The organism is Noviherbaspirillum album (assembly GCF_035916955.1).
Classification (GTDB): Bacteria; Pseudomonadota; Gammaproteobacteria; order Burkholderiales; family Burkholderiaceae_D; genus Noviherbaspirillum; species Noviherbaspirillum album.
In genome coordinates, this window is the sequence record NZ_JAWIIV010000020.1 from 83,120 (window position 1) to 110,037 (window position 26,918).

Genomic DNA, 26,918 nt, shown 5'->3' on the forward strand with positions numbered 1-26,918 from the left:
GGAGACCTTGCAGCACCATCATCAATGCAACACCAGACCGGAGGCATGCCCGTCCGGCAGGAGAACAATTTCCATGGATTCCGCACTGGAACAGGCACGCACCCTGTTTTTTCAGGGTGTCGAACATTTCGAAGCCGGCCGGCTGGAACAGGCTCGCACCGCTTTCGAGGCATCCCTATCCTTCGCGCCGGGACGCCCCTCCGTGGCCGGCAATCTCGGCATCACGCTGTTCCACCTGGGGCGGCATGCAGAAGCTGTTCCGCTGCTGGAGCTGGCGACCGGGGCCGACCCGGCCTACGCGGACGCCTGGGCCAGCCTCGGACTGGCGCACGAAGCCCTGGGCCGATGGCAGGAAGCGGTAGATGCGCTGGAGCAGGCGATCCGCCTTTCGCCGGGCCAGGCCGCATTGCAATTGCACAAGGCCCAATGCCTTTTGCGCCAGGCGCGCGTGCCGGATGCGCTGCGCGCTTTCGATCAATGCCTGGCGACAGCCCCCGAATTTGCGCAGGCCTGGAGCGCGCGCGGCAGCCTGCTGCGCGAACTGCACCGGCTCGATGAAGCCGCAGCCTGTTTCGAGAAGGCCATTGCCTTCGGCGGCGATGCCGAGCTGAACGGCTACTACCTGGCGTCGGTGCGCGGGAATGCGGCTTCCGCCGTTCCGCCAACGCCGCCGCGCCGGTATGTCGAAGGCTTGTTCGATGACTATGCGGCCGATTTCCAGCAGCACGTGGTCGGGCAATTGCGTTACGAGGGATACGAGCGGCTGCTGCGGCCCTTGCAGGCGCAGGCCGGGACCGGAAAGACATTCCGGCGGGCGCTCGACCTGGGCTGCGGCACCGGCCTGTGCGCTCCGCTGCTTCGCCCGCTGGCGGACGCCGTCGACGGCGTCGACATATCGCGGGCCATGCTGGACCAGGCCCGCCGGCTCGGCATCTACCGGGAACTGACGCATGCCGACATCACCGCCTATCTGGCGGCGGCAGAAGAAACCGCGGACCTGGTGGTGGCCGCCGATGTCTTCATCTATGTCGGCGAACTGGGCGAGGTATTCCGTCATGTCCGCCGCCTGCTGGCGCCATCCGGCCGCTTCCTGTTCACCGTGGAAGCACCCGGCGATGCACAGGCCGCGCAGCAGGAGCTGCAGCTTCTGCCCAGCCTGCGCTATGCGCATTCGGAACAGTACATACGCAGGCTGGCGCAGGCATCCGGCTTTCGCGTGGACGAGATCGCGCGGGCGCCGATACGCCATGACCAGGGGCGCGCGGTCGACGGGCTGTATGTCTATCTCGCCTAATCAATTTTTCACGGGAGACTGCCATGCAGGAAAGAAACGCGCAGATGGCGCTGCGGCTGCACCAGATGACCGGCGAGCCGCTGGCGCATTGCAGCTATTTGCTGGACCAGACCAAGGGCGATTATGAAACTGCCCTGAAGATCCTTGAGCGCATCCTGGAGCAGCGCAAGCAGGCAGTGCAGCCGCCGGAAGCGGGCACGGAGGGCACGGACGATACTGTCGATACGCCCAACACCGCGGGTGTACCCGCGACACGGCAAACTCCGCCCAGCCTGGAACAGAGAGTCGAGCAGTTGGAGATGCAGCTCGCCTACCTGACCGGCGTGCTGACGACGATGAGCGGGCAATTGTCGGACCTGCTCGGCAAGCTGACCGATTCCGGACCTGCCTCGCCGGAGGAATGATTCCACTCAGGCGGTGCGCAGACCTACGTGCCTGCGCACCTTCACCTCTTCATCTTCAGGCTGATGCTTCTCGGCGCTACTGCTGCTGCGCGGGCGGGCCTACCCAGTTGTCGATATCCCGCATCGATCCCGCGTTCCGCAAGCGCCACAACTGCTTGTCCTCGCCGATCAGCGCGAAGACCAGCAGCGAGCGGCCGGTCACTTCATACACATGGCCGAAGTCGAAGGTCGGATGCTCGGCGCGGTCCGGCTCGTTGGTATCGATCAGGTTCACCCAATCCCTGCCTTCGGGTACGGCGGGCAGCGTGAAGTTCACCACGTCATGATGGGCATTGAAAATTATCAGCAGCGTCGCATCCGAACCCTGCTTTTTGATGCCGGTGGCCTGCGCACGCCCGTCGAGCAGCATGCCGAAGCATTTGGCATTCGTATCCTGCCAGTGCTGCTCGGCCATTTCGCTGCCGTCGGGCGTGAGCCAGGCGACATCCTTGACATTGAGCTCTTCGTTGTAATTGCCGGTCAGGAAGCGGCCCCGGTTGAGGATGGGGAAGCTCTTGCGGATCTCCAGCAGCTTGCGGGTGAAGGACAGCATGGTGCGGTCTTCCTGTCCGATTTTCGCCCACTCCAGCCAGGTGATCTCGTTGTCCTGCGCATAGGCATTGTTGTTGCCGCGCTGGGAGTTGCCGAATTCGTCGCCGGCAAGAATCATCGGCGTGCCGCGCGACAGGATCAGCGTCGCCATCAGGTTGCGCTTCTGCCGTTCGCGCAGCGCGCAGATTTCAGGATCGTCGGTCGGGCCTTCCACGCCATGATTCCAGGAATGGTTGTTGGAATGGCCGTCGCGGTTTTCCTCGCCGTTGGCTTCGTTGTGCTTGTCGTTGTACGACACCAGGTCGTTGAGCGTGAAGCCGTCGTGCGCGCAGATGAAATTGACGCTGGCCCATGAACGGCGGCCGCGCTTGTTGAACAGGTCGCCGGAACCGGAGATGCGCGAGGCGAAATCCGACAGCTGGCCTTCGTCGCCTTTCCAGAAAGCGCGCACGGTATCGCGGAACTTGTCGTTCCACTCCGCCCAGCCGGGCGGAAACTGCCCGACCTGGTAGCCGCCGGGGCCAATGTCCCAGGGCTCGGCGATCAGCTTTACGGCCGACAGCACCGGGTCCTGGCGGCAGGCGTCGAGGAAGCCGCCGCCCTCGTCGAAGCCGTAGGGCTCGCGCGCGAGAATGGTGGCCAGGTCGAAGCGGAAACCGTCCACCCGCATTTCCTGCACCCAGTAGCGCAGCGAGTCGGTCACCATCTGCAGCACGCGCTGGTGCGACAGGTTGACGGTATTGCCGGTGCCGGTGTCGTTGATGTAGAAGCGCTTGTCGTCCGGCATCAGCCGGTAGTAGCTGGCATTGTCGATGCCCTTGAGCGAGAGCGTCGGCCCAAGCTCGTTGCCTTCGGCGGTATGGTTGTAGACCACGTCCAGCACCACCTCGATGCCGGCCGCGTGGAACTGGTTGACCATTTCCTTGAACTCGTTGGCGAACGGCGTCTGCAGGTAGGCCGCATGCGGCGCGAAGAAGGCGATCGAGTTGTAGCCCCAGTAGTTCTTCAGTCCCTTCTCAGTCAGGTAGCTGTCGTGCAGGAAAGAATGCACCGGCAGCAGCTCGACCGTGGTGATGCCGAGTGCCCGCAGATACGCAGCCACCTCGGCATTGGCGAGACCGGCGAAAGTGCCGCGCTCTTCCGGCGGAATCCGCTCGTTGAGCGCGGTGAATCCCTTCACGTGCATTTCGTAGAAGACAGTGTTTTCCCAAGGCACCTGCGGACGGCGCTCCGGCCCCCAGGTGAATGCCGGATCGATGACGCGGCACTTCGGCACCAGATGCGCGCTGTCGCGGTCATCGAAGGACAGGTCCTTGTCGGGCGAGTCGAGCGTGTAGCCGAACACTTCCGGTCCCCAGCGCAGCTCTCCCACCAGTTGCCTGGCATAGGGATCGATCAGCAGCTTGTTGGGGTTGAAGCGGTGGCCGGCATCCGGCTCGTAGGGGCCGTGTACCCGGTAGCCGTAGACCGTGCCCGGCCGCGCATTAGGCAGGTAGCCGTGCCAGACTTCGTCGGTGTACTCGGGTAATTCGATGCGCTCGATTTCCTGGCGGCCGTCGATATCGAACAGGCACAACTCCACCTTGGTCGCATTGGCGGAAAAGATGGCGAAATTGACGCCCAGCCCGTCCCATGTCGCGCCAAGCGGGAATGGCCGGCCTTCACGGACAACGGACGGTTTCAGAATGTCGGGGCCTCCACCGGAATTGCTGAACGTCATTGTTCCTCCCTATTGCAAATGCCATTGAAAGAGGGAAAAAATGTTCTTGAACGAAAGATTTTCATCGAGCTATGCCATGTATTGAAAGCGGACTAGAGCGTAGAGGTTGCAATATTTGAATCGTTCCAGCACTTGCAAAGGGTCATACATTGACGGTTGGAACTGCCGCTATCGTAGATGTCACCCGTGATTAACCGCCATTGTTCGAAACAGGTTCCACCGCTGGCATCGTTGCGGTAAGAACCGCACACCGTAAGACAGCTATTTCAATGAGACATGCTGGAAGGAATTTTGATGGGGTCAACACCAATGGCAACCATTTCCTTGCCCGCATGGAACTGGAGGCGTGGAAGATTTAATACCGGTCCGCGTCCGCTGCTCCAGGCCGGCCACAGTAACCGCAGCACGACGTCGCGTCCTGACTGCGCCGCTGTTATATGGCATGTCTATATCTCAGTATCATGAATCGAAAGCGGACGCCGTCAGGAGGCGGAGTTAAGATGTTTCCCGTCTCCTCCAACTCTCCTTGAATTGGATTCAGCCCGCACATCGTCAGATCTGCGGGCTTTTTTTCGCCTGCCGGATCGGGCTAATGCCTGCTCATGCCTATACTGTGCGCAATTACCGATTGTGCCCTGCACTGCCCTGCCGATGACTTCTCCGCCTCCTCCCTCGCGGTCTGCACTGCCAGTCGCTGCGCATGCCGCCATCCGAAGCGGCGACGTTCCGCATGCCGTCGCCTATCTCGGCGTCATCGCCTGCGTGCTGCTGCTCAACGTCAGCGGCAACGACGTCTTTCGACTTCCGCTCTCGTTGCTGTCCATCGTCGCCATCGCCCTCTCCGTGCCGCGCGCAGCACTGCTCGCGCGCTGCATCGCGCTCGGCTTCGTCGGCGGCGGCAGCCTGCTGCTGTGGCACGCGGGGCTGGGATGGAGCGGCTGGCTGGGCGCCTTCGGCGACATGGCCTATCTGCTCGCGCTGTTCGCCGCCCTGCCGGTGCTGGCCGAACCGATACGCCTCGGTGGCTATAGCAGGGCGATACAGGCCTTGCTGCAGCGGCGCGTGCATGGACTGGCCGGACTCAATTGCCTGACCACGCTGATGGCTTACCTGTGCGGCTCGGTGGTCAGCCTCGCGGCCATTCCCATCATGATGGCCTGCCTGCAACCCGTGGTGGAACGCTATGCGCTCGACAACCGGATGCGCTTCATGACAGGCGCCTCGATTTCGGGCTATGTGCTACCCCTCTTCTGGACGCCGGTCTCGGGCGTGGTCGGCATGGTGCTGCACACCTTGCGGCTCGACTGGGCGGCGCTCTTTCCGCGCCTGTTCGCGCTGAGCGCAGGCTGCCTGTTGATCAACTGGCTGATATTCCGCCTGTTGAATGCGCGCCAGCCATCCGCCGCATCGGTGTCAGTGTCGTTGTCGGTGTCCGTGTCGGCGCCGGCCCGCTCCGATCCGCCTGCCGTGTCTCCATGGCGCGACCTTGCAGGCATGCTGCTGGGGATCGGCCTGCTGGTGGCCGGCTTCGTGCTCATCGAAACCTGGCTGCGCGTCGGCCTGGTCACCGTCGTTACGCTGATTGCCCTGCCCGGAGCCTTCCTCTGGTGCCTGGCCATCGGCCAGGGCAGGCGTTTCATCGGCGAAGGCGGCCAGGCCACGCTGGCGCGCATCCCGCGCATGGCCGACCAGTTCGCGGTGTTCCTCGCCGCCGGCTTCTTCGCTGCAGCCATCAGGCTGTCTGGCTCGGACGCGGCGGTGAACCAGCTGTTCATGCAGCTGAGCGATGCGGCCGGCGCGCAAGCGCTGGTGCTGCTGATTCCGCTGATGACGCTGGCCGGCTCCTTTTTGGGACTGCATCCGCTGGTCGCCATCGCGCTGCTGGCCGATTCGCTGCGCCCGGAGCTGCTGGGCCTGTCGTCGGCGCAGCTGGCGCTCGCGCTGATCGGCGGTTCGGTGCTGACTTTCATGCTCGGCCCGTTCAGCGGCACGCTGGGCCTGACCCAAGCCATCTCCGGCGTCTCGGCCTTTCGCCTGAGCGCATGGAATGCGCCTTATGCATTGGGCTACTTCCTGCTGCTGGGCGCATTCCTCCTGATGTGAACCGGGTCCGGCAACCAGACGACCAGGACTAGGTGACTAGGCGACCGCGGTCGCCTCCACCTCGAACAGCATGCCGTCCAGCGCCAGCCGTGGCACCGGGATCAGCGTGCATGCCGGCATCATTCCCGTACCGAAGGCTCGCGCGAGCTCCTCGCCGAAGATGGCCAGCTTGTCTTCGGTGTGATCGACCACCAGCGCCATCAGCCGCAGGATTTTTCCGGTAGAGGTGTCGGCCGCCTTGAGCGCAATCTGCACGTTTTCGAGCGCCTGTCGCACTTGCGACCTGAAGTCCGGCGCCAGCTCGCCGCGTTCGTCCTGTCCACCCTGCCCGGCGAGCAGGACCAGGCGTGCCGGCCCGGCGACGATCGCCATGTGGGAGTAGCCGTTGGGGACCGGGTCGTACAGACCTTGCGGATTGACGAAGTGAACGAGTGAAGCGGAAGGCTGCATGAAAGATCTTTCCAAGGTGTTCTCCTAGATTGGTTGAGGAAAATTCGCGATGACATGACAGCCGCCGGCTGCCAATGTGCGGTAGCATAAAACCTCAACTCAACTTGAGGTCAAGCGCAAATGAACAATCATGATGAGAACGCCGGGTCTGCGCCGTTGCCGCAGGATCTGAGCGTGGGAGAGATGGCGAGGCGCAGCGGCGTCGCGGTATCGGCGCTGCATTTCTATGAAGCCAAGGGTTTGATCAGGAGCAGGCGAACCCCGGGCAACCAGCGGCGCTATACCCGCGACATGCTGCGCAGGGTCGGCGTCATCAAGGCGGCGCAGCGCCTGGGCATACCGCTGTCCGACATCGAGGCGGCGCTCAAGACCCTGCCGGAATCGAGAACGCCGACGGCACGGGACTGGGAGCGATTGGCAAAGCGCTGGAAAGAAGACCTCGATGACCGCATACAACGCATGATCCTGCTGCGCGAGAGGTTGACCGGCTGCATTGGCTGCGGCTGCCTGTCGATGAAGCTTTGTCCGCTGGTCAATCCCGCCGACAGTGTCGCCGAATGCGGCGCGGGACCCCAGTTCCTGGAGCCGGGAGCGGCGCCGGCACCTGCCGCGCCGTCGGAAAGCGCTCAGCCTGATGCGCGCGGCCGGCGCAAGGCAGGCCGCGCCGCTTCCTGATCCAGGCCGGCGGCAGCCGCAAGGCCTGCAACGGCAACGAACGGGCCCGGCTTGGCCCCGCCGTTAAAGCGCTTCCGCGATTGCCCGCCCGAGATCCTGCGTGCCTGCCTTGCCGCCGATGTCGCGGGTGAAGGGCGCATTGGCCGGACCGGCTTCGAGCACCTTCTCGATGGCGCGCAGAACTGCCGCGCCGGCTTCGGCATGGCCGAGATGCTCGAGCATCATCGCGCCGCACCAGATCTGGCCGATGGGATTGGCGACGCCCTTGCCGGCAATGTCCGGCGCCGAGCCGTGCACCGGTTCGAACAGCGAGGGAAATGCGCGTTCCGGATTGATGTTGGCCGACGGCGCGATGGCGATGGTGCCTGTGCATGCGGGACCGAGATCGGAAAGGATGTCACCGAACAGGTTGGACGCCACCACCACGTCGAAGCGATCCGGATTCTGCACGAAGTGGGCAGTCAGGATATCGATGTGGTACTTGTCCCAGCGAATCCCGGGGTATTGCTTCGCCATCTCGACTACGCGCTCGTCCCAGTACGGCATCGTGATGGAAATCCCGTTGGACTTGGTGGCCGATGTCAGGTGCTTCTTCGGACGCTTCTGCGCAAGCTCGAACGCGAATTTCAGGATGCGGTCGACGCCCTTCCTGGAAAACACGCTTTCCTGGAACACCACCTCGCGTTCGGTACCTTCGTACATCCTGCCGCCGACGGACGAGTATTCGCCCTCGGTGTTTTCGCGCACCACGTAAAAGTCGATGTCACCCGGCTTGCGGTTGGCCAGCGGCGTGGGAATGCCGGGCATCAGCCTGACCGGGCGCAGGTTCACGTACTGGTCGAATTCGCGGCGGAATTTCAGCAGCGATCCCCAGAGCGAGACATGGTCGGGCACCGTGTCGGGCCAGCCTACCGCACCGAAGTAGATGGCGTCATGTCCGCCGATCTGCTCCTTCCAGTTGTCGGGCATCATCTGCCCGTGCTTCTCGTAATAATCGCAGGAGGCGAAATCGAAATGGTCCCACTGAAGATTAATGCCGAACTTGCGGGCCGCCGCGTCGAGCACGCGCAAGCCTTCCGGAACGGTTTCCTTGCCGATGCCGTCGCCGGCGATGACCGCGATGCGATGAGTTGTCATGTGAAAAAACCCTGAATCAATTGCCGCCTGAAATGGTGATGAATGGTTTGAATGGTGATGTCCACGCCACCGCCTTCCCCGCGGGAAAGCGGCAACGGAAAAAGCATACCGGAGTTTCCAGGCCCATGCCGGCCGCATGCGCACATGCGCGGTCACGCGCCGCTGCGGCCGTGATGCGCAAGGGGCAAAGTCATTCTGCAGATGAAAAGGGGAAGGACCGGCGCGCTGCAGGTTCAGCGTGTGCGTTCACGCTGAATGCCGGCATCGATGACGCCGTACACTTCGATGCTGGAACCGCCGCCGGCATTGCTGCCGTTATTGCGCGCATAGCCGCCGCAGCCGGACAGCAGCAGTCCTGCCAATAACGCGATGCAGACGAATGGCCGTCGTTGATGTCGGTGTGAAATCCTCATTGCCGTTGCTGCGGGCTGCGTTTTCCGGATTCGGTCTCGGCTTCCCCGGGATCGACTTGATGATTGTCGTCATCCTCAAGCATTTCATGCAAAGGCTTTTCCAGCTGGTCGCCATGCATCTTCAGCGACCCGTCGGCCGGTTGCGCCACCTGGCGCTCAACTCGGGCTTGCTCTTTATCCTGTCCGGTGTCCATGGATGCGCTCCTTAAAATCTGTAATCCTGTAAAGATATTGCCTGGCCTGCGGCCGGCCTCTCATCGATAGGCAGGCGCTTTCCGATTAAGTTCACCGCGGACCTGCGCGCTCCGGCAAGCGGTTCAGTACGTGCTGACCAGGCTTGAGGAAAGTCGATTGCAACATTCTTGAGATTTGTCAGCATGGCGTAAAAGTTTTATTCAGGAAATGCGTGATTGACCCTGATGGAACATGCGGTGGCTTGTACATAGTTGCTGGCGCGGGCTCTACCGGTCGCTGCCATTTCCGGCATTTGCCGACCAGCGCAAAAAAATTGCGGTTCGATGGATATCTTCTTCGGCTATTGCTACTCATTTGTACGCCAGGCCGTTCAAGCAGGTCGCTACCGCCTCGCTACTGCCTTTCCGGCACTGCACCATGCGTACAGGGCCGGAAGGAAACTGCAGCCGGCGGCGCGAGCGCACCGAAGGAGGTAACACCGTGCCGAAATTTTCGATGCCATTGCCAGCATTCTTCGCCGGCCCCAAACTTTCAGATAGGGCTGGCTACACCCCGGCGCCCGCAGCCTTGCCAGCGGCAGGACCCGCATTGCCGCCATTGACCGGCGTGCAGAGCCGATCAGGGCGAGGGAACAGCTTACGGGACAGCTTGAACGCCGCCATGCGGAAGCTGAAGTCGGGCAGCGATCTCAAGGGCGGCGCCAAGACGCGTTCCTACACCCCGTTCACCACACGCACCACAACTCCGAAGAAGCAGCCGTCGCCGCAACTGCACAACAGCGACATTCCTCGCACCCAGCTCGAAGACAAGCGCATTGCTCCCCGGCCGCTGGCCGACTGGCATGGCCACGCGACGCAGGCACGGTTGACCGAAAAGTTAAAAAAAGACACGTCGCTGCAGCGGTTCGCCGACAAGCGTGCCTATCTTCATTTCATCAATGAGAGGGCCGCTACTTTTACTGCGGCGAACACTGAAGCGCACGAAATTTTCCTGAATGTCTTGAAAGACATCTGCGGCCTGCCGGGGATCACGGGTACGAAGGCTGGTGCCATGCAGGGCATCGGCATGTTATGCGTGATGGAAGCTGCGCTGCAGGCATGCGCGAATGATCCGGCGGCGGCATCCCGGGCGCTTTGCTGCCTGCGCAACGTCGATCTGCTGGCAAGCATCCGCGTTCCTGAACGACTGCCCGCCAGCGTGGCCAAGCCCGGCGTCGGCTGTCCCGCGGCCGGTCCCCGGGACGGCGATGGCTGCCATCGCTTCAACGAACAGGATCTGGCCCTGGCCTGGAAGATTGCACAGGAACTCGAGGCCACGCCGGCCGGATTCGCCGCTCTCAAGGCGCTGACGCTGCACGATGCCGTTGCTCCCGGCGCGCACCCGGACATCGAACGGCATGACGACATGATGCTGCACGCCTATCTGCAGGCATGCCGCGAGAAATGCCGCAGCGCCCTCAGGCAGGGCCTGTCAGCGTCTCCAGCGCCGTATTCGATGGCAAGCCTCGACGGCGAGCCCGCGACCGTGCTGGACAAGGGCATTGGCCAGATCCGCAAGCGTCTCGGCGCCTCGCATGCTCATCTCCTGAACCAGGCGGCGCGGCCATTTGCCTACCAGGCGCAGCCAGGCGAACATGAATGGGCAATCGGATTCATCCTCAACGGCTTGTACACCGACGAGCACATCATCGATGGCAAGCCGACCGCCTACGCGCGCATCGAAGGGCGGCTCAACAAGGTCGCCATCTGGTGCGAACGCGCCACGTCCGGCAACGGCCGGGCATCTACGGCATGGCGCAAGGCGGTGCCGTATCTGCTGCCCGGCCACGGAAAGTCGCCCTTGCATGCCTACAATTCGCTGGAAGCCGGCCGGGGACTCAGGCAATGCGGCGTCGCCATGGAAAACGCCACGCAAGGCGTCATCCACGATGGCCGCGCCTTGAGGGATCAAATCCTCGGCAACATCATCAAGGCGCTCAAGGCGTCCGGCGGCGATGAAGGCCGGGCCTTGAGTACGCAGCCCGGCGGCAACTCCCCGAATCCCTCGGAGAATGCAACCGGCAACCTCGCCAGGCTGGCACTTCTGATGGAAACCGTCAGCAACACCGCGCCCTTCCCGACCCTGCTGCATGGCGCCGCTCCCGATCGCTATACGGTCGAACGGGCACGCGAGCGCATCTACACATGGCTCGCGGGGGGCGAAGCCGGTCAAACGCAGGCAACGCGCGATGCCGTCGAGCGCGCCTTGTCAGCGGCGGCCCGGCCGCTGACCCTGGATCGCCTGCAGCAATGGGCGTCGGCGCTGCCCGGAAGCGATGTACGGGATGCGGTGCAGGCGGCTGGCGGCGAATCCCCGGAGCATCGAGATCTAGATAAACAGGAACAAGAGCCCGGGACGGACCGTCCCGACTGGGCCGCCTATGCCCGCGCTGTCAGGCAGTTACACGCGGGGGCCGGCGATCCGGTGCCTGCACCGCATCTTGAAAAACTCGATGAAGCTCCGGACAAGCTCGGCATGATCGGGGAGGTGATCGAAGGCGCCGCTGCACGCATGGAACTCGGCTCGAAACTCTCATACGCAAGCGGCGGCTTCGCCGGCGCAGGAGCAAGGGAAGTGACCCGGCTCCTGGGCACCTTTCTCAGCTTCGGCCTGGTGCGGCCGCGGGTCGATGCCAGTGTGGTGCGCAAGCGGGAAGCGGTGCTGGAAATGGAAACGGCGGTCGACGGCAATCAGATTTTCGTCGGTACGCGCCGCTCGGTGAAGATGCAGGCCGGCGGCGGCGTCGGTATCGGCCCGGGAGTGAAAATCAGGGGAGTCGGCGGTTTCAAGGCCGGCGCATCGCTCGATGTCTTTACAAGCGTGGAACATCCCGCCACACACGGCGTGAAGCTGAGCCTGCCGCGCCCCGGCGGCATGGCCGCGGACCGGGACAGCAATCTCCTGCTCGGCCGGCTCTTTCGCAAGTATGTCATCGAACGCAGGTCTCCTGAGCTGCGGCGGGATCATGCAGCAAGAGCGCCCGGGAGGGATGGCGAGTCCACCCTCAAGAACCTGCTGCAAGCCTGTCCGACGCTGTGCGTCGGCCTGCTCGACACCACCGAGCGCATCATGCGCGAAGGCGTTTCCGCGGCAGGCGGCGCATCGGTCAGCGCCGGCCCGCTCTCCGCCGGCCTGTCGGCCGGCATCAGCGTCGAAAAGGCCCATGCGCAAAGGCTGAGCCGGGACGAGTCCAGGGCAGCGTTGAACGTCATCAAATCCAGCCATGGCACAAGCCACACCGCGGCACTGACCGGGCAGATTCATGCGTTGCAGCAAGCCGGCGAGATGGCAAGGGCCTTGGCAGGCACATCGGCTCCTTCGGCCCTGCCGGCTCGCACGAAGCAGGCGGCAGGCAGCCTGCTGAACGCGATGTGCGTGACCTCGAAGGAAATCGGCAGTTGGGGAAGCTCCGGCAGTTATACGCTGGTGATTGAAAACGGGGCCATCGGCAACGGCAGCCGGTCGACGATCATGCACCGCGATGCCGAATCCCTTATCGCCAGCGTCGCTCCCAAGCTCGACCGCTGGGCAATCGCCACTGCAAACCGATTCCAGAAGGAGAAGGTGAATGGCGGCGATACGCATCGCCAGGACGCTTACGACAGGGCTTATGCGATGCTGCGCGCGCAGCTTGACGATGCGCGCAGGAACGGAGACGCGCAAACCCGGTACACCGAGATTTTCGAGCTGACCGCCGAGGCACTGGAAAGCGCCACTGCCTTGCGCTCCGCCATGATGCTGTTCGAACGGGCGGGGAACAGGGAGCAGGCGGCGGCATTGTCGAAAAAGCTGGATGCCTTGCTTGCCAGCGACGCCGCGTGGATGCCTCACCTGCTGTTTACGCAGCGCACCAGCCGCGCCGACACATCGGCCGCCGTGCAATTCGGCATCTATGCCGGCAGAACGAATGCCGTGGCAAGCAGCAGCCTCAAGAGCCTCGGCTGAGCATTGGTCCGGGGCTGCACCTGGGCTCCGCAGCCTGGCGGTGCATGCCACCAGAGCGTTTTCGGCTTGACTGTACTGACGATGCCGGAACATTTGCCCGCAGTACTGCGTTGTGTCTCCTTGCCATGGCCCCGCCATGTCGCATCACCACGTCTTGTCCTACGGTCAAATCTTCTCGGCCTCGCCTAGTCCGGTCAAGCCGAAAACGCTCTAGTCGCGGTAGAAAAGCCGGTAGAAGGATTGATTCACGCGCTCCGCCATGCCCCGCAGCCTTTCCATGGCGAACCTGCCGTCGCTGGATTCGCTCCATTCACGGTAATGCCGCATGCTGTCGAAAGTTTGTACCAGCATCACGCCGTCGCCGCAAAGTGAATGATAGAGGCGTGTCGAAAGAATTCCGCTGCCGGGCTCGGCGCAGCGATACATCGCCGCGACTTCGCCATACAGCAACTCGATGGTGCGTCCGGCCTGCGGTGCGATAGTGCTGACCAGCACCACAGGACCGGCCTCGTCGAGCCTGTCTTCGCCGGCGGCATTGATATCGAAGTGGTTTTCCTTTTGCATAGCTGAAATTGGTAAATGAGGACTGGGGACTGGAAAACGGGAACCGGACAGAATCGGCCTGCGCTGGGGAAGGATGAGCGACTGGCGGCGACGGCCCTGCGGAAGAACGATGCCAGCCTTTGCGCGCCGCATCAATTATCTGGCAGGTAATCGGCGCGCAGCATGGCATGTCCGTGAACGCTGTTTTTTCACCCGCACCGTGAACGCAACAGGCCGATCCGGCGTCTTCATTGGAAGAGTCGGCATCGCATGTTGCAAAGGCATAATGAAAAAGCTTCGCTCGCTTCAGTCCCTCCTTCTCGGCATCGGCCGCAATGAAGCGCCTGCGGTGTTCGCCGGCTTCCTGATGCTGTTTTCCCTGTTCTCAAGCTATTTCATGCTGCGCCCGGTAAGGGAAGCGATGGGAATCGCCGGCGGCGTGGACAAGCTGCAGTGGCTGTTCACCGGCACGTTCGTCGTCACGCTGGCGGCGACGCCGGCCATCGGCTGGGCGATCTCGAAAATCAGGCGCCGCCATGTCTGCCACTGGATACTGGGCTTCTTTGCATTGAATCTGCTGGCCTTCGGCATAGCCTTTGCCATGGCCGGGGATGCGCCGTGGCTGGCGCGCAGCTTCTTCATCTGGCTTTCGGTGTTCAACCTGGCGGCGATCTCGATCGCATGGAGCGTCCTGGCGGACATTTTCCTTGCCGAACAGGCGCGCCGCCTGTTTGCGCTCATGGCCGCCGGCGCAAGCCTGGGAGGCTTGGCCGGCCCGCTGGCTGGTGCCCTGCTGGTCACTCGCATCGGCAACGAAGGCTTGCTCTTTCTGGCAGCCGCTATCCTGGTCGTCACCATTGCCTGCTCGGACTACCTGCAACGCTGGCGCGACCGCTTTCCCTTCGATCTTCCGCCCGACATGCCGCGGCAGGAACAGAACGCACCGATGATGCCGCGCGATTCACGCAATCTGCGCGACTCCCGCGATTCACGCCTGGGAGGCAATGCCCTTGCCGGCGCGGCGGATGTGCTGCGATCGCCTTTCCTGTTGGGCATTGCATTGTTCGTCGTGCTGCTGGCCAGCGTCAACACCTTTCTTTATCTCGAGCAGGCAAGGCTGGTCGCGGAACGGTTCGCCAGCCGCACCGAGCAGACCCGGTTCTTCGCGACGATAGACGCCGTCGTGCAACTGCTCTCGCTTCTGGTCCAATTTTTCCTGACGGCGCGCATCGCGACCTCATTGGGAGTGCGCGCCTTGCTGGTCGGCCTGCCGCTGGCCATGATCGCGGGCTTCCTGCTGCTGACCGTGAGTCCGCTCTTTGCGCTGTTCATCATGATTCTTGTAGTGCGCAGGGTGGGAGAATACGCACTGGTCAGGCCGGGAAGGGAAATGCTGTTTACCGTCCTGCCGCCGCATATCAAGTACAAGGCCAAAAACTTCATCGATACGGTCGTGTATCGCGGCGCCGACGCGGTCAGCGCCTGGCTCAAGACGCTGGCTGACCTGATGCTCGCGCCGCAGGCCGTTCCTTTGCTCGGCGCCTGCATCGCGGCGGCCTGGGCCGCTTCGGCCATGTCGATTTCACGGTCGTATCGCCGCCTTGACATGCCCGAAGCATCCGACGTGCCACGCGCGGCCAGCGTACCAGAATCGGCCCAGGGCAAGCCGCAAGCGCCATCATAGGAAGCCCGTGCGGTACCCGCTTAGCGCCCGCTTAGCGCCCGCTTAGTGCCCGCTTAGTGCCCGGTAAACCGGCGACGGCCCGTCAGGGCCGTCGTTCTTTCATGCTTGCCCGGGGTCATACCGGGCGGGCGGCGAGATTCGCCGGCTTAACGCTTGAAAGTGTCCTTCACATTGCCGACCACGCGCTGCACGGTGCCTTCAGCCTGCTTCTCGACACCCTTGGCTTGCTGATCGCGATTGTCGAATACCTGGCCGACCTTTTCCTGCACCTTGCCAGCCGCATCCTTGATATTGCCCTTGACTTGGTCCTGATTCATTTCATCCTCCAGCAAGAGTTGATTGTATTAATAATGACATTGCATGGATGATTTGGTTCATGCCAGGAATAGCTTCGCAATTGTAATATTGCGGTTAATCAGGCCGAAGGCACTGTCATGGCAACCGGGCTGCATTCCGGCAACGCACGCGTTTTCCGGAAAGATGTTAAGGTTTTTGGTCATCAGCGACTTGGAAAACCCACCTATCACGGCACGATAGCCGATAACGAGACAGCGAGACAGGCGGCGCACCTGGAGCGACGCCCCAATTCATGCGAGAAACAAAAGAACAAAAAGCCGGACAGGACGCCGGCACGACAGACAGGCCTATTCCCATCATCCTGCCTGTGCTCACGGGAATGATGGTGACCCTGGTAACAGTGGCATTCGCCCGCCTCGCGTTCGGCCTGATCCTGCCCTCGATGCGCACCGACCTCGGCCTCAGCTACCAGCAGGCAGGTACCTTGGTGACGACTGCGTCCCTGGGTTATCTTTTTCTGGTCATGGTGGCCGGTGTCTTCGCTTCCCGCCGCGGCGGCCGCGCCGCAGTCGTGCTCGGCCTGGCGCTGGTGACCGCCGGCTTCATTCTTCTCGGCGTCAGTTCCGATTTCGGCCTGCTGCTGCTGGGGATGCTGATACTCGGCTGCGGAACGGCATTCGCATTCACGCCGGTGATTTCGCTGCTTGCCGGCCATTATCCGCATCGGCGGGGTACGGTGATCGGCGTCACCAACAGCGGCATCGGCATCGGCGTCCTGCTTGCAAGCCTGCTGATCCCGGCTCTGGTCGACCTGGCCGGCCACTCCGCATGGCGCTGGGCCTGGGGCGCATTCGCGGCGGCCGGCATCATTGCCCTGATATCCAGCCTGGCGTTCCTGCCGAATCCGCGGATCGCGGCGCCCGGCTCCACCTCGGGCGGTTCCGCCTCGGTCTACCGCGACAAGAAGCTGATCCTCACTGGCCTGCTCTACGGCGTGGTCGGCACCACCTACATCGCGCAGACCACGTTCATGTTCAGCTATGCGCTCGCATCAGGCGTGACGGCGTCGACCGCCGGCCGCCTCTCGGCGCTGCTGGGAATACTCTCGATCTTCGCCGGCCCATGCTGGGGCTTGTTTTCCGACCGCTTCGGCCGGCCCGCGGCGCTGCTGATCTCGGTTGCGCTCAACGCGGTCGCGACCCTGCTGCCCGTTCTGCTTCCGACCGTCACCGGTTTCACCCTGCACTACCTGATTCTCGGCTGTACGGTGTCCGGCATGTTCACTTCCATCCTGATCATTGCCGCCGAGTCGGTCGAACCAAGGCTGGCCCCGCGCGCCACCAGTTACGTCACCCTGTTCTATGCGGTCGGCCAGCTCGCCGGCCCGGCGCTGGCCGGACTGCTGATTGAATACGCCGGCGGATTCAAGACCGCCTTCACCGCGAGTTCCGCCGTGCTGGCGCTGGGCTTCGTGCTGAGCTGCAGGCTGGTTCGCCTGTCGCGGCGGTCCGCGTGATCCTGCTGATCGGTTCGTTGGCGGCGCCCAGGCCATTCAATCTATCGTCATGCCGGACTGCCGGACGAGCGTCGCATAGCGTGCCAGCTCGTTCTGGAAAAGCGCTGCGGTCGCCTCGGGCGCCGTACCCATTGCCGTAAAGCCTTGTATCTTGAGCGCCTCCTGCATTTCCTTGGTATCCAATAATCCCTTGATGTCTGCATGCAGCTTGTTCGCGACAGGTGCCGGCAGGCCGCCCGGCGCAATCAATGCGATCCAGCCTTGCAGATCGTAACTGGGCACGCCTTGCTGCGCCAGCGGCGCCACATTCGGCAGGAGCGCAGACGGCGTGGTGGTCGATACGCCGATCGCGTGCAGCTTGCCCGACTTTACATGCTGGGCAGCGCCGGTCACGCCTAGGAAGGCAAGCTGGATCTGGCCGCCGAGCAGGTCGGTGGTCAATTGGCCGGTGCCCTTGTACGGTACGTGGCGTAGCCTGATGCCTGCTTCGCTCTGGAGCGCTTCGGCGGCCAGATGCAGGATGGTGCCATTGCCGGAAGAGCCGATCGTCAGCTCGCCTTTATTGGCCTTGGCCAGAGCAACCAGTTCCTTCAGATTCTTTGCCTGCACCGAAGGATGGGCGACCAGCACGAAAGGTGAGCCGGCTACCACGGTGATCGGCGTGATGTCCTTGATGGCATCGTAGGGCATCTTCTTGTACAGGCTCGGGTTGACGACATGGTTATTGGACACCATAGCCAGCGTCTGCCCATCCTTGGCTGCGCGCGTAAGATGCGTGGTGCCCGGCACGCCGCCGGCACCGGGCAAGTTTTCGACCACGACTGAGCCGCCTGCCGCCTTGGCAAGCCTGTCTCCGACCGTGCGGGCGAGCGAGTCGACGCTGGAGCCCGGCGCATTGGGCACGATCATGCGAATGGTCTTGTCGCCCTGCGCGAACGACATGGATACCGGCAATGCGATCGACAGCGCGAGTGCGGCGGCGGCGGCACGGCGCCTGCGTGAAATGCTATTCATGGTGGTGTCTCCATCCGTTAATGGGTCAATGGGTTAATGGGCCTTTGGCATCCGGCCCGGAAATAAAATCGACTCAGTCAAGGCGAACCAGCTTGTCCTTGTAAACCCCGCGGCGCTCGACATAGTCAGCGGTGTTGCGTTGCATGCTTAGGATCGCGGCTTCGTCCAGCTCGCGCAGCACTTTCGCAGGCGAGCCCAGGATCAGCGAATTGTCGGGAAACCGCTTGCCTTCGGTGACCACGGCGCCCGCCGCGACGAGGCAGTTGCGGCCGATCACTGCGCCGTTGAGCACGACTGCCTGTATACCGATCAGCGATCCTTCGCCGATAGTGCAGCCATGCAGCATGGCCTGATGTCCGACGGTAACGTTGCGCCCGACCGACAGCGGAAACCCGGGATCGGCGTGCAGCACTGCACCTTCCTGGATATTGCTGTTTTCGCCGATATCGATGGGCTCATTGTCGCCGCGCACGGCCGCGCCGGGCCAGACGCTCGTGTTCGCTTGCAGCCGCACGTCACCAATGACGCTTGCGGTCTCGTCGATCTGCGGCGCGCGCTCGCCGATACGGTAAGTTGCCATATCAGGACTCCTTTATGTCAGGACTCGTTCTCAGGCGGCTTGCCTGGCCTTGGCCGGTACGCTGTGCAGCGCCGCGATCTGCTCATCGGAGAAACCGAGCTCGCGCAAGACTTCATCGGTGTCTTCGCCAATCGCGGGAATGGCCCGACGCGGCTTAAGCCGTTTCCCGTCGAGCGCGATCGGCAGCAGCGGCATGTCGGTCTGGCTGCCGTCTTCCAGCGTCAGCTTGCTCAGCCCGCCGCTCTGGACCAGGTGCGGATCGTCGAATAGCTGCTCGGGGCGCACGATGGAAGCAAATGGAACATTGTTCGTTTCCAGCTGCGCGGATAGCGCACTTGCATCGAAGCCGCGCAGCGTTTCACGCAGCGTGGACAGCAACCACGGGCGCACCACGACGCGCTGGTTGTTGGTGGCGAGCCTGGGGTCTGCCAGCAGATCGTCGCGCCCGATGAGCCGGCATAGCGCCTGCCACTGAGCGTCGCCGGTGGCGGCGATGAACAGCTGCTCGCCGGCGGCCAGCTCGAACACGTCATAGACGGCCCAGGCGCTGATGCGTTCCGGCATCGGGGCGGCGGCTTCGCCGGTCGCCGCATATTGCTGCATGTGCTGCGCCGACAGCAGCACGCAATTTTCGAACAGCGCGCTTTGCACTTCCTTGCCGACGCCGGTGATCCAGCGCTCATTCAGCGCGGCCAGCACGCCGATAGCGCCGAACATGCCGCCCATGATGTCATTGACGGAACTGCCGGCGCGCAGCGGGCGGCCGACCGGACCGGTCATATAGGCCAGCCCCGCCATCATCTGCACCACTTCGTCGAGGGCCAGACGGTTCTCGTAGGGGCCGCTCAAAAAGCCCTTGTGCGAGACGTAGACAAGACGCGGATTGCGCTTGCGCAGGGTTTCATAATCCAGCCCGATCTCCTTCATGCGGCCGGGCTTGAAATTCTCGATGAAGACATCGGCGGTATCGATCAGCCTGCGCACGGCCTCGCGGCCGTCTTCGGTATTGGTATCGATCGCAACGCTCTTCTTGTTGCGGTTGAAGGTGCGGAAGAAGCCGGCGCCGGCGCCGAGCAGGCGCCGAGTATTGTCGCCCTTGGGCGGCTCGATCTTGATGACATCGGCGCCGAGGTCGCCGAGGATCATGCCGCAGGTCGGCCCCATGACCATGTGGGTGATCTCAACCACGCGAATGCTGGAAAGCGGAAGGCGCTCCTGCGTTTGATGGGGCTGTTTGGCTTGCGTATTCATGCTGCTGCCTTTGTTTCGGATTGGGGGTTCGAGTATCCCTTGGGCAGGCCGGCGCGCGCGAGTGAACCGAACAGCGCCGCACCGGGCAGGGCGCGCTGAACAATCGCGCGTGCCGCGAGCAGTTTTTCGACATCGATGCCAGTGTGATAGCCAAGACTCTCCAGCATGAACACCAGGTCTTCGGTGGCGACGTTGCCGGTCGCACCGGGCGCATGAGGACAGCCGCCCAAGCCGGCGAGCGAGGCATCGAATTCGCGAATGCCGTGCTGCAGCGCGATCATGGTATTGGGCAGCGCCATGCCGCGGGTGTCATGGAAATGCGCTACCGTCAGCCTGTCTTCGGCGAGCGGTCGCAGCACGCCGAAGAAACGGTCGACCTGGCCGGGCGTCGCATGGCCGGTGGTATCGGCGAGCGCGATGATGTCGCAGTCGATGTCGAGGACCCGCAGCACGATCTCGCGCACATCGTCGAGCGGCACATCGCCTTGCAGCGTGCAGCCGAATACCGTCGACAAGCCGGCGATGAGCCTGGTCGGGCCGCGCCTTCCCATGGCTTCGCGCAAATCCGCGATGCGGCCGAATTCCTCGACCATGTCCAGCGGCGTCTTTCGCACATTGGCCATGCTGTGTGCGGCGCTGACCGAAATCGGCGCAACGATGCGATGCACGCCGGCCTCGAATGCCTTTTCCGCCCCCTTGAGATTCGGCACCAGGGCCGTTACGATCAGGTCGGGATAGCGCAATGCATGGGCAATAACTTCGACGGCGTCTGCCATCTGCGGCAGCAGCTTGGCCGGCACGAAGGATGCTACTTCCATGTGCCGCACGCCGGCGGCATATTCCGCATCGATCCAGCGCTTTTTCTCATCGGTCGGCATGACGCCGGCAATGCTTTGGAGGCCGTCGCGCAGCCCGACTTCCTGTACGGTGACATGTGGCTTCGAGGTTGCCATCGGCGGAGTTCCTGGTTAGTGAATACGGACGATATTCTGTTGGGGACCGATTGCAGAATATCGATTCGCCAGTCCGGAAAAAAGCGGTATTTCGGAACGTTTCCCATCGCGGATGGCGATGGCTACAGTGAATTTGACGACGGGAAATGTTCGAACCGCAAGCGACGCGGCGACCTCACGTTGCGCTGCCATGAAACTCAGAAGCGATGGCGGATGCCCGCGTTGAACAGGCTGGTATCGCTGGCTCCCGCCGGCTTGCGGTCGAGGCGCGCATAGGAGGTGTAAAGATTGGTGCGCTTGGAAAGAGGATAGGTATAGCCCAACGCCGCTTGCCTGGCGTCGATTGCGCCTGCGGCCAGCCGGTCGTCATGATGGACATAGGATGCCAGCAATACCCCGCCCGCAACCGGCGCGCTGACGCCCAGCATGGCGTCGCGGCTCTTGCGGTCCGGCGCGGCGGCCGCTGCTGCGATCCGGTTGCCGGCGAACGCGGCATGCAGCTTGAATACGCCGAAATCGTAGGTGCCGCCCAGCATGGTTGCCCTTCCATCCGCACCGGTCGCCGCAATGTTGGCATCGTGGTGGCTTAGCACCAGGTTGAGCTGGCCAGCCCGGTAACCCGCGCTGAAACCGAATTGCCTGCCGGCCGACGACGTGCCTGCGATCTCTCCAAGTCCATAGGCGATCTCCGCCGAGAAACCGCCAAGCCTAGGCGCCGTATAGTTGACCGTATTGTCCATCCGGACATCCTGCATGCCGATGGTCGAGCCCGCAGGGTTCAAACCGTTGGCGGTGAAGATGTTCTGCATGTTGCCTGCCAAGTTGACGTTGAACGGATCAACGGCGTCCTGGGCCAGATGCATGGGCGTGTACTGCCGGCCAAGCTTGAGCATGCCGAGACGAGTGCTGTTCAGGCCGACGAAGCCTTGCCTGCCGAACAGGCGCCCGCCCTGGCCGAGCGTACCGGCATCAAGGCTATATCCATTTTCCAGCGTGAAGATGGCGGACAGGCCGTTGCCGAGGTCTTCCGTGCCGCGGAACCCGAGCCTGCTGCCCGACTGGTTGCCGCTGTCCATCCGCCATGTCGCCGAGGCGGCGCTGGTATCGGCCTGGGCTATGCCTATATCCGCAATACCGTAGATACTCACCTGCGTCTGCGCAAGTGCACTTCCAGTGGCGCCAAGTACGGCAAACATGCAAAAGGTCTTTTTCATTTCGTCTCCCTTGATTGTCTTGAACTGAAAATGCACGGGCCTTGCTGCGGCGGCCCCGTGCCAAGTCGAAGCACCGACGATCATATCGGGGAGGAATAGCTTAAAAGCCAATAATTGGGCATGGATACCATCGCCGATGACGATGGCTCGCGGGGACGCCGGCAGTTACGGCGACGCGATTCAAGGGATCAGGTCTTGCTGTCGGTGCGCAGGAAATCGACGAACAGGCGTGAGGGCAAAGGCAATGCTTCATAGTCGCGCATGCAGATCACGAAGCGGCGAAACGCCCACGGATCGGTGAGCGGAATGATCTTGAGCCCTAGCTGTGCATGATAGGGCTGCAGCGCTTCGGCCGGAATGATGCTCATACCGAGATTGGCCCGCACGATCCTGCATGCGGCCTCGAATGTGGCGACGTGGATGCGGTTGATGACCGACTTGCCCGACTTGGCGGCCAGCCGGCGCAGGAACAGGTTCATCATGCTGTCCGGATGCTGCCCGACCTGATCGAATTCCAGTGTTTCTTCAAATGACACCGAGTCGCGCCCGGCCAGCGGATGATCCGGATGCACCAAGGCGGTCAGATGATCGCTCTTGTACGGCAGTACCTGCAGGTCGCGCGTATCGGCGAAGTCCCAGCATACCCCGATGGCGGTTGCATTTTCCTCGATGGTCCTTACGATCTCGCCGCTCACCCGCTCTTCCATGTCGACCTTGATGCCGTCGTGCATGGCGAGGAACGCGCTGATATCGTCGGGCAGGAATTCCACCACCGCGGAAACGCTTGCGTAGATGTGAATATGGCCGCGCACACCGATCGCGTATTCGCTGAGTTCAGCCTGCATTCTTTCGACATTGCGCAGTACGATACGCGCATGCTGCAGCAAGGATTCGCCTGCGGGAGTCGGCGACACGCCCGCGCGATGGCGCAGCAGCAGCGGCGTACCGATGGAATATTCAAGATCGGCGATGCGCTTGCTGATGGCCGACGCCGCTATGGATTCACGCTCGGCGGCGTGCGCAATGTTGGCCTCTTCGCATACGGCGACAAACAAGCGAAGGGAAACGAAGTCGACTTGCCACATTCGTTTCTTGATGCTTTTCATCGGCAAGCTTCCTTCACATTTTCCTGACATCAATCATTCCACCTTGCGAATTCATTGTTTCTTCCAGTTCTGGCAAGAGTTGCAGGCAGTATATTACTTTGCGAATTAAGACATGCTCTCTTTTCCGGCTTCAAGGTCTCGGCTCGATTTCGCCGAACGATCGCCGAATTGATCACTTGACGGGTAGTAAGCTGTAAATCGGGAGCCGCGAATCGTGACTCATGACTTGCACGCGGTTGCGCAATTCGCAAGCGCAAGCTTCAGCAAGCCAAGAGGATGGAACAGGGACTTTGATTGCGAAGGAAGGACGATGCTGCGCTTGCGATGGATCGTAAGCATTGCGCCTTGCCGGCACAGTCTGGCGATGCTATCCGCAGCAATCGCAGACGAAAAAAGCCGGGCACGCTGGGCCCGGCTATTCCTTACTGAACTTTACTGAGGCAAGCTTACTTGCTTCCGCCGCCTTCACCACCGGTGCTGCCCATCGAGCCGGCGCTCGTGCCGCCGGTCGAACCGGCACTGGTGCCTGCCGCGCTGCTGCCGGAGTTGGGGCCGCTGAGGTTTCCAGAGCTGCCGCTTGAGCCGCTTGAGCCGCTGGTGCCCGAAGTGGATTTTTGTGCCTTGGCCTTGTCGCTGGACTTCTTGCTGGACGAACCGGAAGTACCGGATGTGCCGGATGTCCCGGACGAGTCGGTGGCGCCAGTCATGCTGCTGCCGCTGGAAGTTCCGGTCGAGCCAGAGCCGGTGCCAGTCGACGAACTTTGTGCAATCGCCATGCTGCTGCCTAATGCGGAAACCACTAATGCAATCAAAAGCTTCTTCATATACTGCCTCCGTCGTTGAACTTCATAAGCATTCCAGACAAGCTGCAACATCAATCATCGTGTTGTGCAGCCGCTTGTGACTTTAGAAGACACCGGGCTCAGAAGTTCATGAGCGAATTTGTATCAATTCGTGACGTTCCAATTTGAATGTCTTGTTACTGGATAAGTCATTCGGATACAGATTCATGACTGCAATTCTTTAGTGCCGGAAACTTGACCGTGACACGCGTGCCCTTCCCGCCGGCGCCCGACTCAAGGGCAATTTCGGCCCGGTGGTCTTTTGCAATATCCCTGACGATCGCCAGTCCCAAGCCGCTGCCGTGTTCCTTGTCGCTGAGTCGGAAGAAACGGCTGAACACGTTTTCCCGGTCCGCCTCCGGAATGCCCGGCCCGTTATCTTCAACGACCACGCGTACGGCATCGCCGTCGCGCGCGCATCCCACCGTGATCACTGCAGACGGACCGCTGTAGCGGATCGCGTTATCGACCAGATTGTCTATCATGTCGCGCAGCAGAAAGCGGTCGCCCATCACATGGGCCGGCTGCAACTCGAAGCCGATATCGATTGCCTTCTTGTCCGCTTCCTGCACGAAATGCTGAATCGATTCCGCCATCAGCTTGTGGAGTTCCACCCGCTCCATCCGTCGCTGTTCGAATTGACTGGGTTCGGCGCGGGCCAGCGACAGCAGCTGGTTGGTCTGGCGGATCATGCGATCGGCAGACGCCATCATGAGCCCGGCGGACCGCGACACGTCGGCATCATGACGATGCCGTGCAATCAGACCCTCAAGCTGTGTCTTGAATCCCGCCAGCGGGGTTCTCAGCTGATGCGCAATATCGGCAAGGAAGGACTGGCGTTCCCCTCCGAATTTATGAACCCGGCCAAGAAGCCCGTTGATGGCGCCCATCAGCGGCCGCAATTCCGCTGGCATGTCTTTCTCGTCAAGCGCGGACACGTCGTCGGCGCTACGCTTGTCCAGGATATTGCGCACATGATGCAAGGGAAACAGCCCCTCCGATACGGCGAACCAGACGATGGCCAGCGAGGCGACCACCAGCAGGGTTTCCAGTCCCAGCAGCGCAAGCAGAATACGCGACTGGATCTGCCGCCTCTTGGTCAGGGTCTCCGCGACACCTATCCATACGAGATGTCCGCCGAGTTCCGTCCGCAAGGCCACGGCGCGGATATGCAGGTGTCTGATATTGGACATGAACGCCACCGGCCTCTGGCTGGCGGTGTAGGGAGCAAACGCGGGAAAGTCGACATCTCCGGCAATGTGATCGCCGGAAATGTCCCTGACCACGTAAAAGACTTCATCGGTCCGGTTAACGCGCAGGATGCGTTCGGCCTGGTCGCTCAGGCTGAGCTTGATGCGATCGCCTTCGAGCCTGAGATGCGCCTGCAGGTCGTATGCCGCTTCGGCAAGGTTGTCATCGAGCGCATTCTGCGCCGGTCCCCAGGCCAGCATGTAGATCAGCAGCGCACCGATGAAATTGATGACGACCAGCGGCGTGATCAACCATTTCAACAGATCCGAGCGGATGCTTGCCGTCACTCCTTGCTCGCTTCCAGCATGTAACCGAAACCGCGTATCGTCCGGATGACGATGCCGGCGCCTGCGATCTTCATGCGAATGCGGGAGACATATACCTCGACGGCATTCAAGGTCAGGCCTTCTCCCCACGGCAGGATCGCATCCAGTATCTGTTCCTTGGACACGACTCGCGCGGACTGCTGCATCAGGTATTCGAGGACGGCCCATTCCCGAGCCGACAATTCCACGACCTGGCCATTGACCCGGGCCCGCTTGGCATGGGTGTCGAGCGACAGGCCCATCATGGTCAGTTCGGCCGGGCGCACTCCGCTGCGCCGCACCAGCGCCCGGATGCGTGCCGCAAGCTCCGGAGCGGCAAACGGCTTGACGAGATAATCGTCCGCCCCGGTTTCCAGGCCCCGCACCCGATCCTCGACCGCATCGCGCGCCGTCAGCAGCAGCACGGGCATGTTGCTGCCCCGCGCACGCAGGCGCCGGATCACCTCGAAGCCGTCGATGCCGGGCAGGCCGATATCGAGCACAAGTACGGCCACCTCCCTGCGCTTGAGGAGTTCATCCGCCTCCGTGCCGCTCGATGTCACATCGACGACCATGCCATGGCCTTTGAGAATACGGGAGATGCCGTCGGCCAGGACAACATCGTCTTCCACCAGTAGAACGTGCATTTTTCCAGTAAGGGATTGATTGAACCGGTATGACAGAGGGCGCGACCGAGCAGGCGTCTCGCCCATTGGGCTCCATAGTATTGGAAAAGACTGGCAGTGGGTATGGCTGCGTAAATCTTCGGGCACCCCGCCGTCGGCCACCCCGCGCCGGATTGTCAGCTTTTTGTCAGGCTCCGTTCAGCTTCCTGACAGGCGTGATAATTAAAGTGCAAGCTCCGTTAAAAAGCCACCCTTGACCACATTGGGGCCAAGGCATCATAAAGAGAAAAGGAGACGCACTTGCCTTCGTTCATACGTAACCCCCAGGATTTCTGGTCGGGTGTCATTTTCCTTGCGCTCGGCCTCGCCGCCGTCATCATCGGCAACGACTATGCAATGGGCAGCGCCGGAAGAATGGGGCCTGCCTATTTTCCAACAGTGCTCGGCACTCTGCTTGCGGTGCTAGGCGGCATTTCACTTGGGCGGTCGTTGTTCCGCCGTGGTGAGCCGATCGAAGGCGTATCCCTCAAGAACCTCGCGCTGGTCATTTCCTCAGTCGCTCTGTTCGCGTTCCTGATGCGCGGCGCCGGCTTGTTCATTGCCGTGATCGTGCTGGTCATGGTCAGCGGCTATGCCAGCCGGAAGTTCAGGTTGATCCCCTTCCTGACGGTAGCAGCCGGCCTGGCGGCATTCAGCACCCTGGTCTTCGTGATCGGTCTCGGATTGCCCATGCCGATCTTCGGTTCCTGGTTCAACATTTAAGAGACGCC

24 protein-coding genes are annotated in these 26,918 nt (G+C 62.1%); 9 read left to right on the forward strand and 15 right to left on the reverse strand.

From position 1 onward, the window contains the following. The first annotated feature begins 73 nt into the window (after positions 1-73). Together RY831_RS21100 and RY831_RS21105 are read left to right on the forward strand one after the other, a co-directional pair. Positions 74-1,294, forward strand: coding sequence for a tetratricopeptide repeat protein (locus RY831_RS21100; protein ID WP_326508347.1), 1,221 nt, complete (start codon positions 74-76; stop codon positions 1,292-1,294). Between the two features lie 23 nt (positions 1,295-1,317). After that, entirely contained in the window at positions 1,318-1,698 is a 381-nt protein-coding gene (locus RY831_RS21105) for a hypothetical protein (protein WP_326508348.1), read from the forward strand. A gap of 76 nt (positions 1,699-1,774) precedes the next feature. Here RY831_RS21105 and glgX read toward each other — a convergent pair whose 3' ends face one another. Next, entirely contained in the window at positions 1,775-4,009 is a 2,235-nt protein-coding gene (glgX, locus tag RY831_RS21110; protein ID WP_326508349.1) for a glycogen debranching protein GlgX, read from the reverse strand. Between the two features lie 651 nt (positions 4,010-4,660). Here glgX and RY831_RS21115 point away from each other — a divergent pair. After that, positions 4,661-6,112 (forward strand): hypothetical protein, encoded by a 1,452-nt coding sequence (locus tag RY831_RS21115; protein ID WP_326508350.1) that lies wholly within the window; start codon positions 4,661-4,663, stop codon positions 6,110-6,112. Between the two features lie 36 nt (positions 6,113-6,148). Here the strand turns inward: RY831_RS21115 and RY831_RS21120 are convergent, their stop codons facing one another. Further along, the gene (locus RY831_RS21120; protein ID WP_326508351.1) at positions 6,149-6,577 is read right to left on the reverse strand and encodes a RidA family protein; all 429 of its coding nucleotides are present in this window, start codon (positions 6,575-6,577) and stop codon (positions 6,149-6,151) included. 105 nt (positions 6,578-6,682) lie between these two features. Between RY831_RS21120 and soxR the strand changes: the two genes are divergently transcribed. Then, positions 6,683-7,237: a redox-sensitive transcriptional activator SoxR gene (gene soxR, locus RY831_RS21125; RefSeq protein ID WP_326508352.1), complete on the forward strand. Its 555-nt coding sequence runs from the start codon at positions 6,683-6,685 to the stop codon at positions 7,235-7,237. Positions 7,238-7,300: 63 nt separating this feature from the next. Here the strand turns inward: soxR and RY831_RS21130 are convergent, their stop codons facing one another. The 3 genes from RY831_RS21130 to RY831_RS21140 form a co-directional block, all read right to left on the reverse strand. Then, positions 7,301-8,374, reverse strand: a complete 1,074-nt coding sequence (locus RY831_RS21130) for a tartrate dehydrogenase (RefSeq protein ID WP_326508353.1) — start codon at positions 8,372-8,374, stop codon at positions 7,301-7,303. Positions 8,375-8,607: 233 nt separating this feature from the next. Beyond that, a complete protein-coding gene (locus tag RY831_RS21135) occupies positions 8,608-8,787 on the reverse strand; it encodes a hypothetical protein (protein WP_326508354.1) in 180 nt (59 codons plus the stop codon). Next, positions 8,784-8,981 carry a hypothetical protein gene (locus RY831_RS21140; RefSeq protein WP_326508355.1) on the reverse strand — a complete coding sequence of 66 codons (198 nt, stop codon included), beginning with the start codon at positions 8,979-8,981 and terminating at the stop codon, positions 8,784-8,786. The genes RY831_RS21135 and RY831_RS21140 overlap by 4 nt, the downstream gene beginning before the upstream one ends. Positions 8,982-9,642: 661 nt before the next feature. Here RY831_RS21140 and RY831_RS21145 point away from each other — a divergent pair. Continuing rightward, positions 9,643-12,966, forward strand: a complete 3,324-nt coding sequence (locus RY831_RS21145) for a hypothetical protein (protein ID WP_326508356.1) — start codon at positions 9,643-9,645, stop codon at positions 12,964-12,966. A gap of 210 nt (positions 12,967-13,176) precedes the next feature. Here RY831_RS21145 and RY831_RS21150 read toward each other — a convergent pair whose 3' ends face one another. After that, positions 13,177-13,530 (reverse strand): hypothetical protein, encoded by a 354-nt coding sequence (locus tag RY831_RS21150; protein WP_326508357.1) that lies wholly within the window; start codon positions 13,528-13,530, stop codon positions 13,177-13,179. A gap of 265 nt (positions 13,531-13,795) precedes the next feature. On the opposite strand from RY831_RS21150, the gene RY831_RS21155 reads away from it, so the two are divergent. Beyond that, positions 13,796-15,193 (forward strand): NTP/NDP exchange transporter, encoded by a 1,398-nt coding sequence (locus RY831_RS21155; RefSeq protein ID WP_326508358.1) that lies wholly within the window; start codon positions 13,796-13,798, stop codon positions 15,191-15,193. 146 nt (positions 15,194-15,339) lie between these two features. Here the strand turns inward: RY831_RS21155 and RY831_RS21160 are convergent, their stop codons facing one another. Further along, positions 15,340-15,510 carry a CsbD family protein gene (locus tag RY831_RS21160; RefSeq protein ID WP_151637889.1) on the reverse strand — a complete coding sequence of 57 codons (171 nt, stop codon included), beginning with the start codon at positions 15,508-15,510 and terminating at the stop codon, positions 15,340-15,342. 272 nt (positions 15,511-15,782) lie between these two features. On the opposite strand from RY831_RS21160, the gene RY831_RS21165 reads away from it, so the two are divergent. After that, a complete protein-coding gene (locus RY831_RS21165; protein WP_326508359.1) occupies positions 15,783-17,006 on the forward strand; it encodes an MFS transporter in 1,224 nt (407 codons plus the stop codon). Between the two features lie 36 nt (positions 17,007-17,042). Here the strand turns inward: RY831_RS21165 and RY831_RS21170 are convergent, their stop codons facing one another. The 6 genes from RY831_RS21170 to RY831_RS21195 form a co-directional block, all read right to left on the reverse strand. Next, the gene (locus tag RY831_RS21170; protein WP_326508360.1) at positions 17,043-18,020 is read right to left on the reverse strand and encodes a tripartite tricarboxylate transporter substrate binding protein; all 978 of its coding nucleotides are present in this window, start codon (positions 18,018-18,020) and stop codon (positions 17,043-17,045) included. A 73-nt stretch (positions 18,021-18,093) separates the two neighbouring features. After that, the gene (locus RY831_RS21175) at positions 18,094-18,600 is read right to left on the reverse strand and encodes a gamma carbonic anhydrase family protein (RefSeq protein WP_326508361.1); all 507 of its coding nucleotides are present in this window, start codon (positions 18,598-18,600) and stop codon (positions 18,094-18,096) included. 30 nt (positions 18,601-18,630) lie between these two features. Next, positions 18,631-19,851 carry a CaiB/BaiF CoA transferase family protein gene (locus tag RY831_RS21180; RefSeq protein ID WP_326508362.1) on the reverse strand — a complete coding sequence of 407 codons (1,221 nt, stop codon included), beginning with the start codon at positions 19,849-19,851 and terminating at the stop codon, positions 18,631-18,633. Continuing rightward, on the reverse strand, positions 19,848-20,804 hold the full coding sequence (locus RY831_RS21185; protein WP_326508363.1) for a hydroxymethylglutaryl-CoA lyase: 957 nt from the start codon (positions 20,802-20,804) through the stop codon (positions 19,848-19,850). Before RY831_RS21185 ends, RY831_RS21180 begins: the two co-directional genes overlap by 4 nt. Before the next feature lie 197 nt (positions 20,805-21,001). Next, positions 21,002-22,018, reverse strand: coding sequence for a porin (locus RY831_RS21190; RefSeq protein ID WP_326508364.1), 1,017 nt, complete (start codon positions 22,016-22,018; stop codon positions 21,002-21,004). Positions 22,019-22,206: 188 nt separating this feature from the next. Further along, positions 22,207-23,124 (reverse strand): LysR family transcriptional regulator, encoded by a 918-nt coding sequence (locus RY831_RS21195; RefSeq protein ID WP_326508365.1) that lies wholly within the window; start codon positions 23,122-23,124, stop codon positions 22,207-22,209. A gap of 474 nt (positions 23,125-23,598) precedes the next feature. Here RY831_RS21195 and RY831_RS21200 point away from each other — a divergent pair, with 474 nt between their 5' ends. After that, positions 23,599-23,967 (forward strand): hypothetical protein, encoded by a 369-nt coding sequence (locus RY831_RS21200; protein ID WP_326508366.1) that lies wholly within the window; start codon positions 23,599-23,601, stop codon positions 23,965-23,967. 148 nt (positions 23,968-24,115) lie between these two features. Here the strand turns inward: RY831_RS21200 and RY831_RS21205 are convergent, their stop codons facing one another. Together RY831_RS21205 and RY831_RS21210 are read right to left on the reverse strand one after the other, a co-directional pair. Next, complete coding sequence (locus RY831_RS21205) at positions 24,116-25,504, reverse strand: sensor histidine kinase (protein WP_326508367.1); 1,389 nt, start codon at positions 25,502-25,504, stop codon at positions 24,116-24,118. After that, a complete protein-coding gene (locus RY831_RS21210) occupies positions 25,501-26,169 on the reverse strand; it encodes a response regulator transcription factor (RefSeq protein WP_326508368.1) in 669 nt (222 codons plus the stop codon). Before RY831_RS21210 ends, RY831_RS21205 begins: the two co-directional genes overlap by 4 nt. A 279-nt stretch (positions 26,170-26,448) precedes the next feature. On the opposite strand from RY831_RS21210, the gene RY831_RS21215 reads away from it, so the two are divergent. Continuing rightward, positions 26,449-26,910 (forward strand): tripartite tricarboxylate transporter TctB family protein, encoded by a 462-nt coding sequence (locus tag RY831_RS21215; protein WP_326508369.1) that lies wholly within the window; start codon positions 26,449-26,451, stop codon positions 26,908-26,910. The last annotated feature ends 8 nt before the right edge of the window (positions 26,911-26,918 follow it).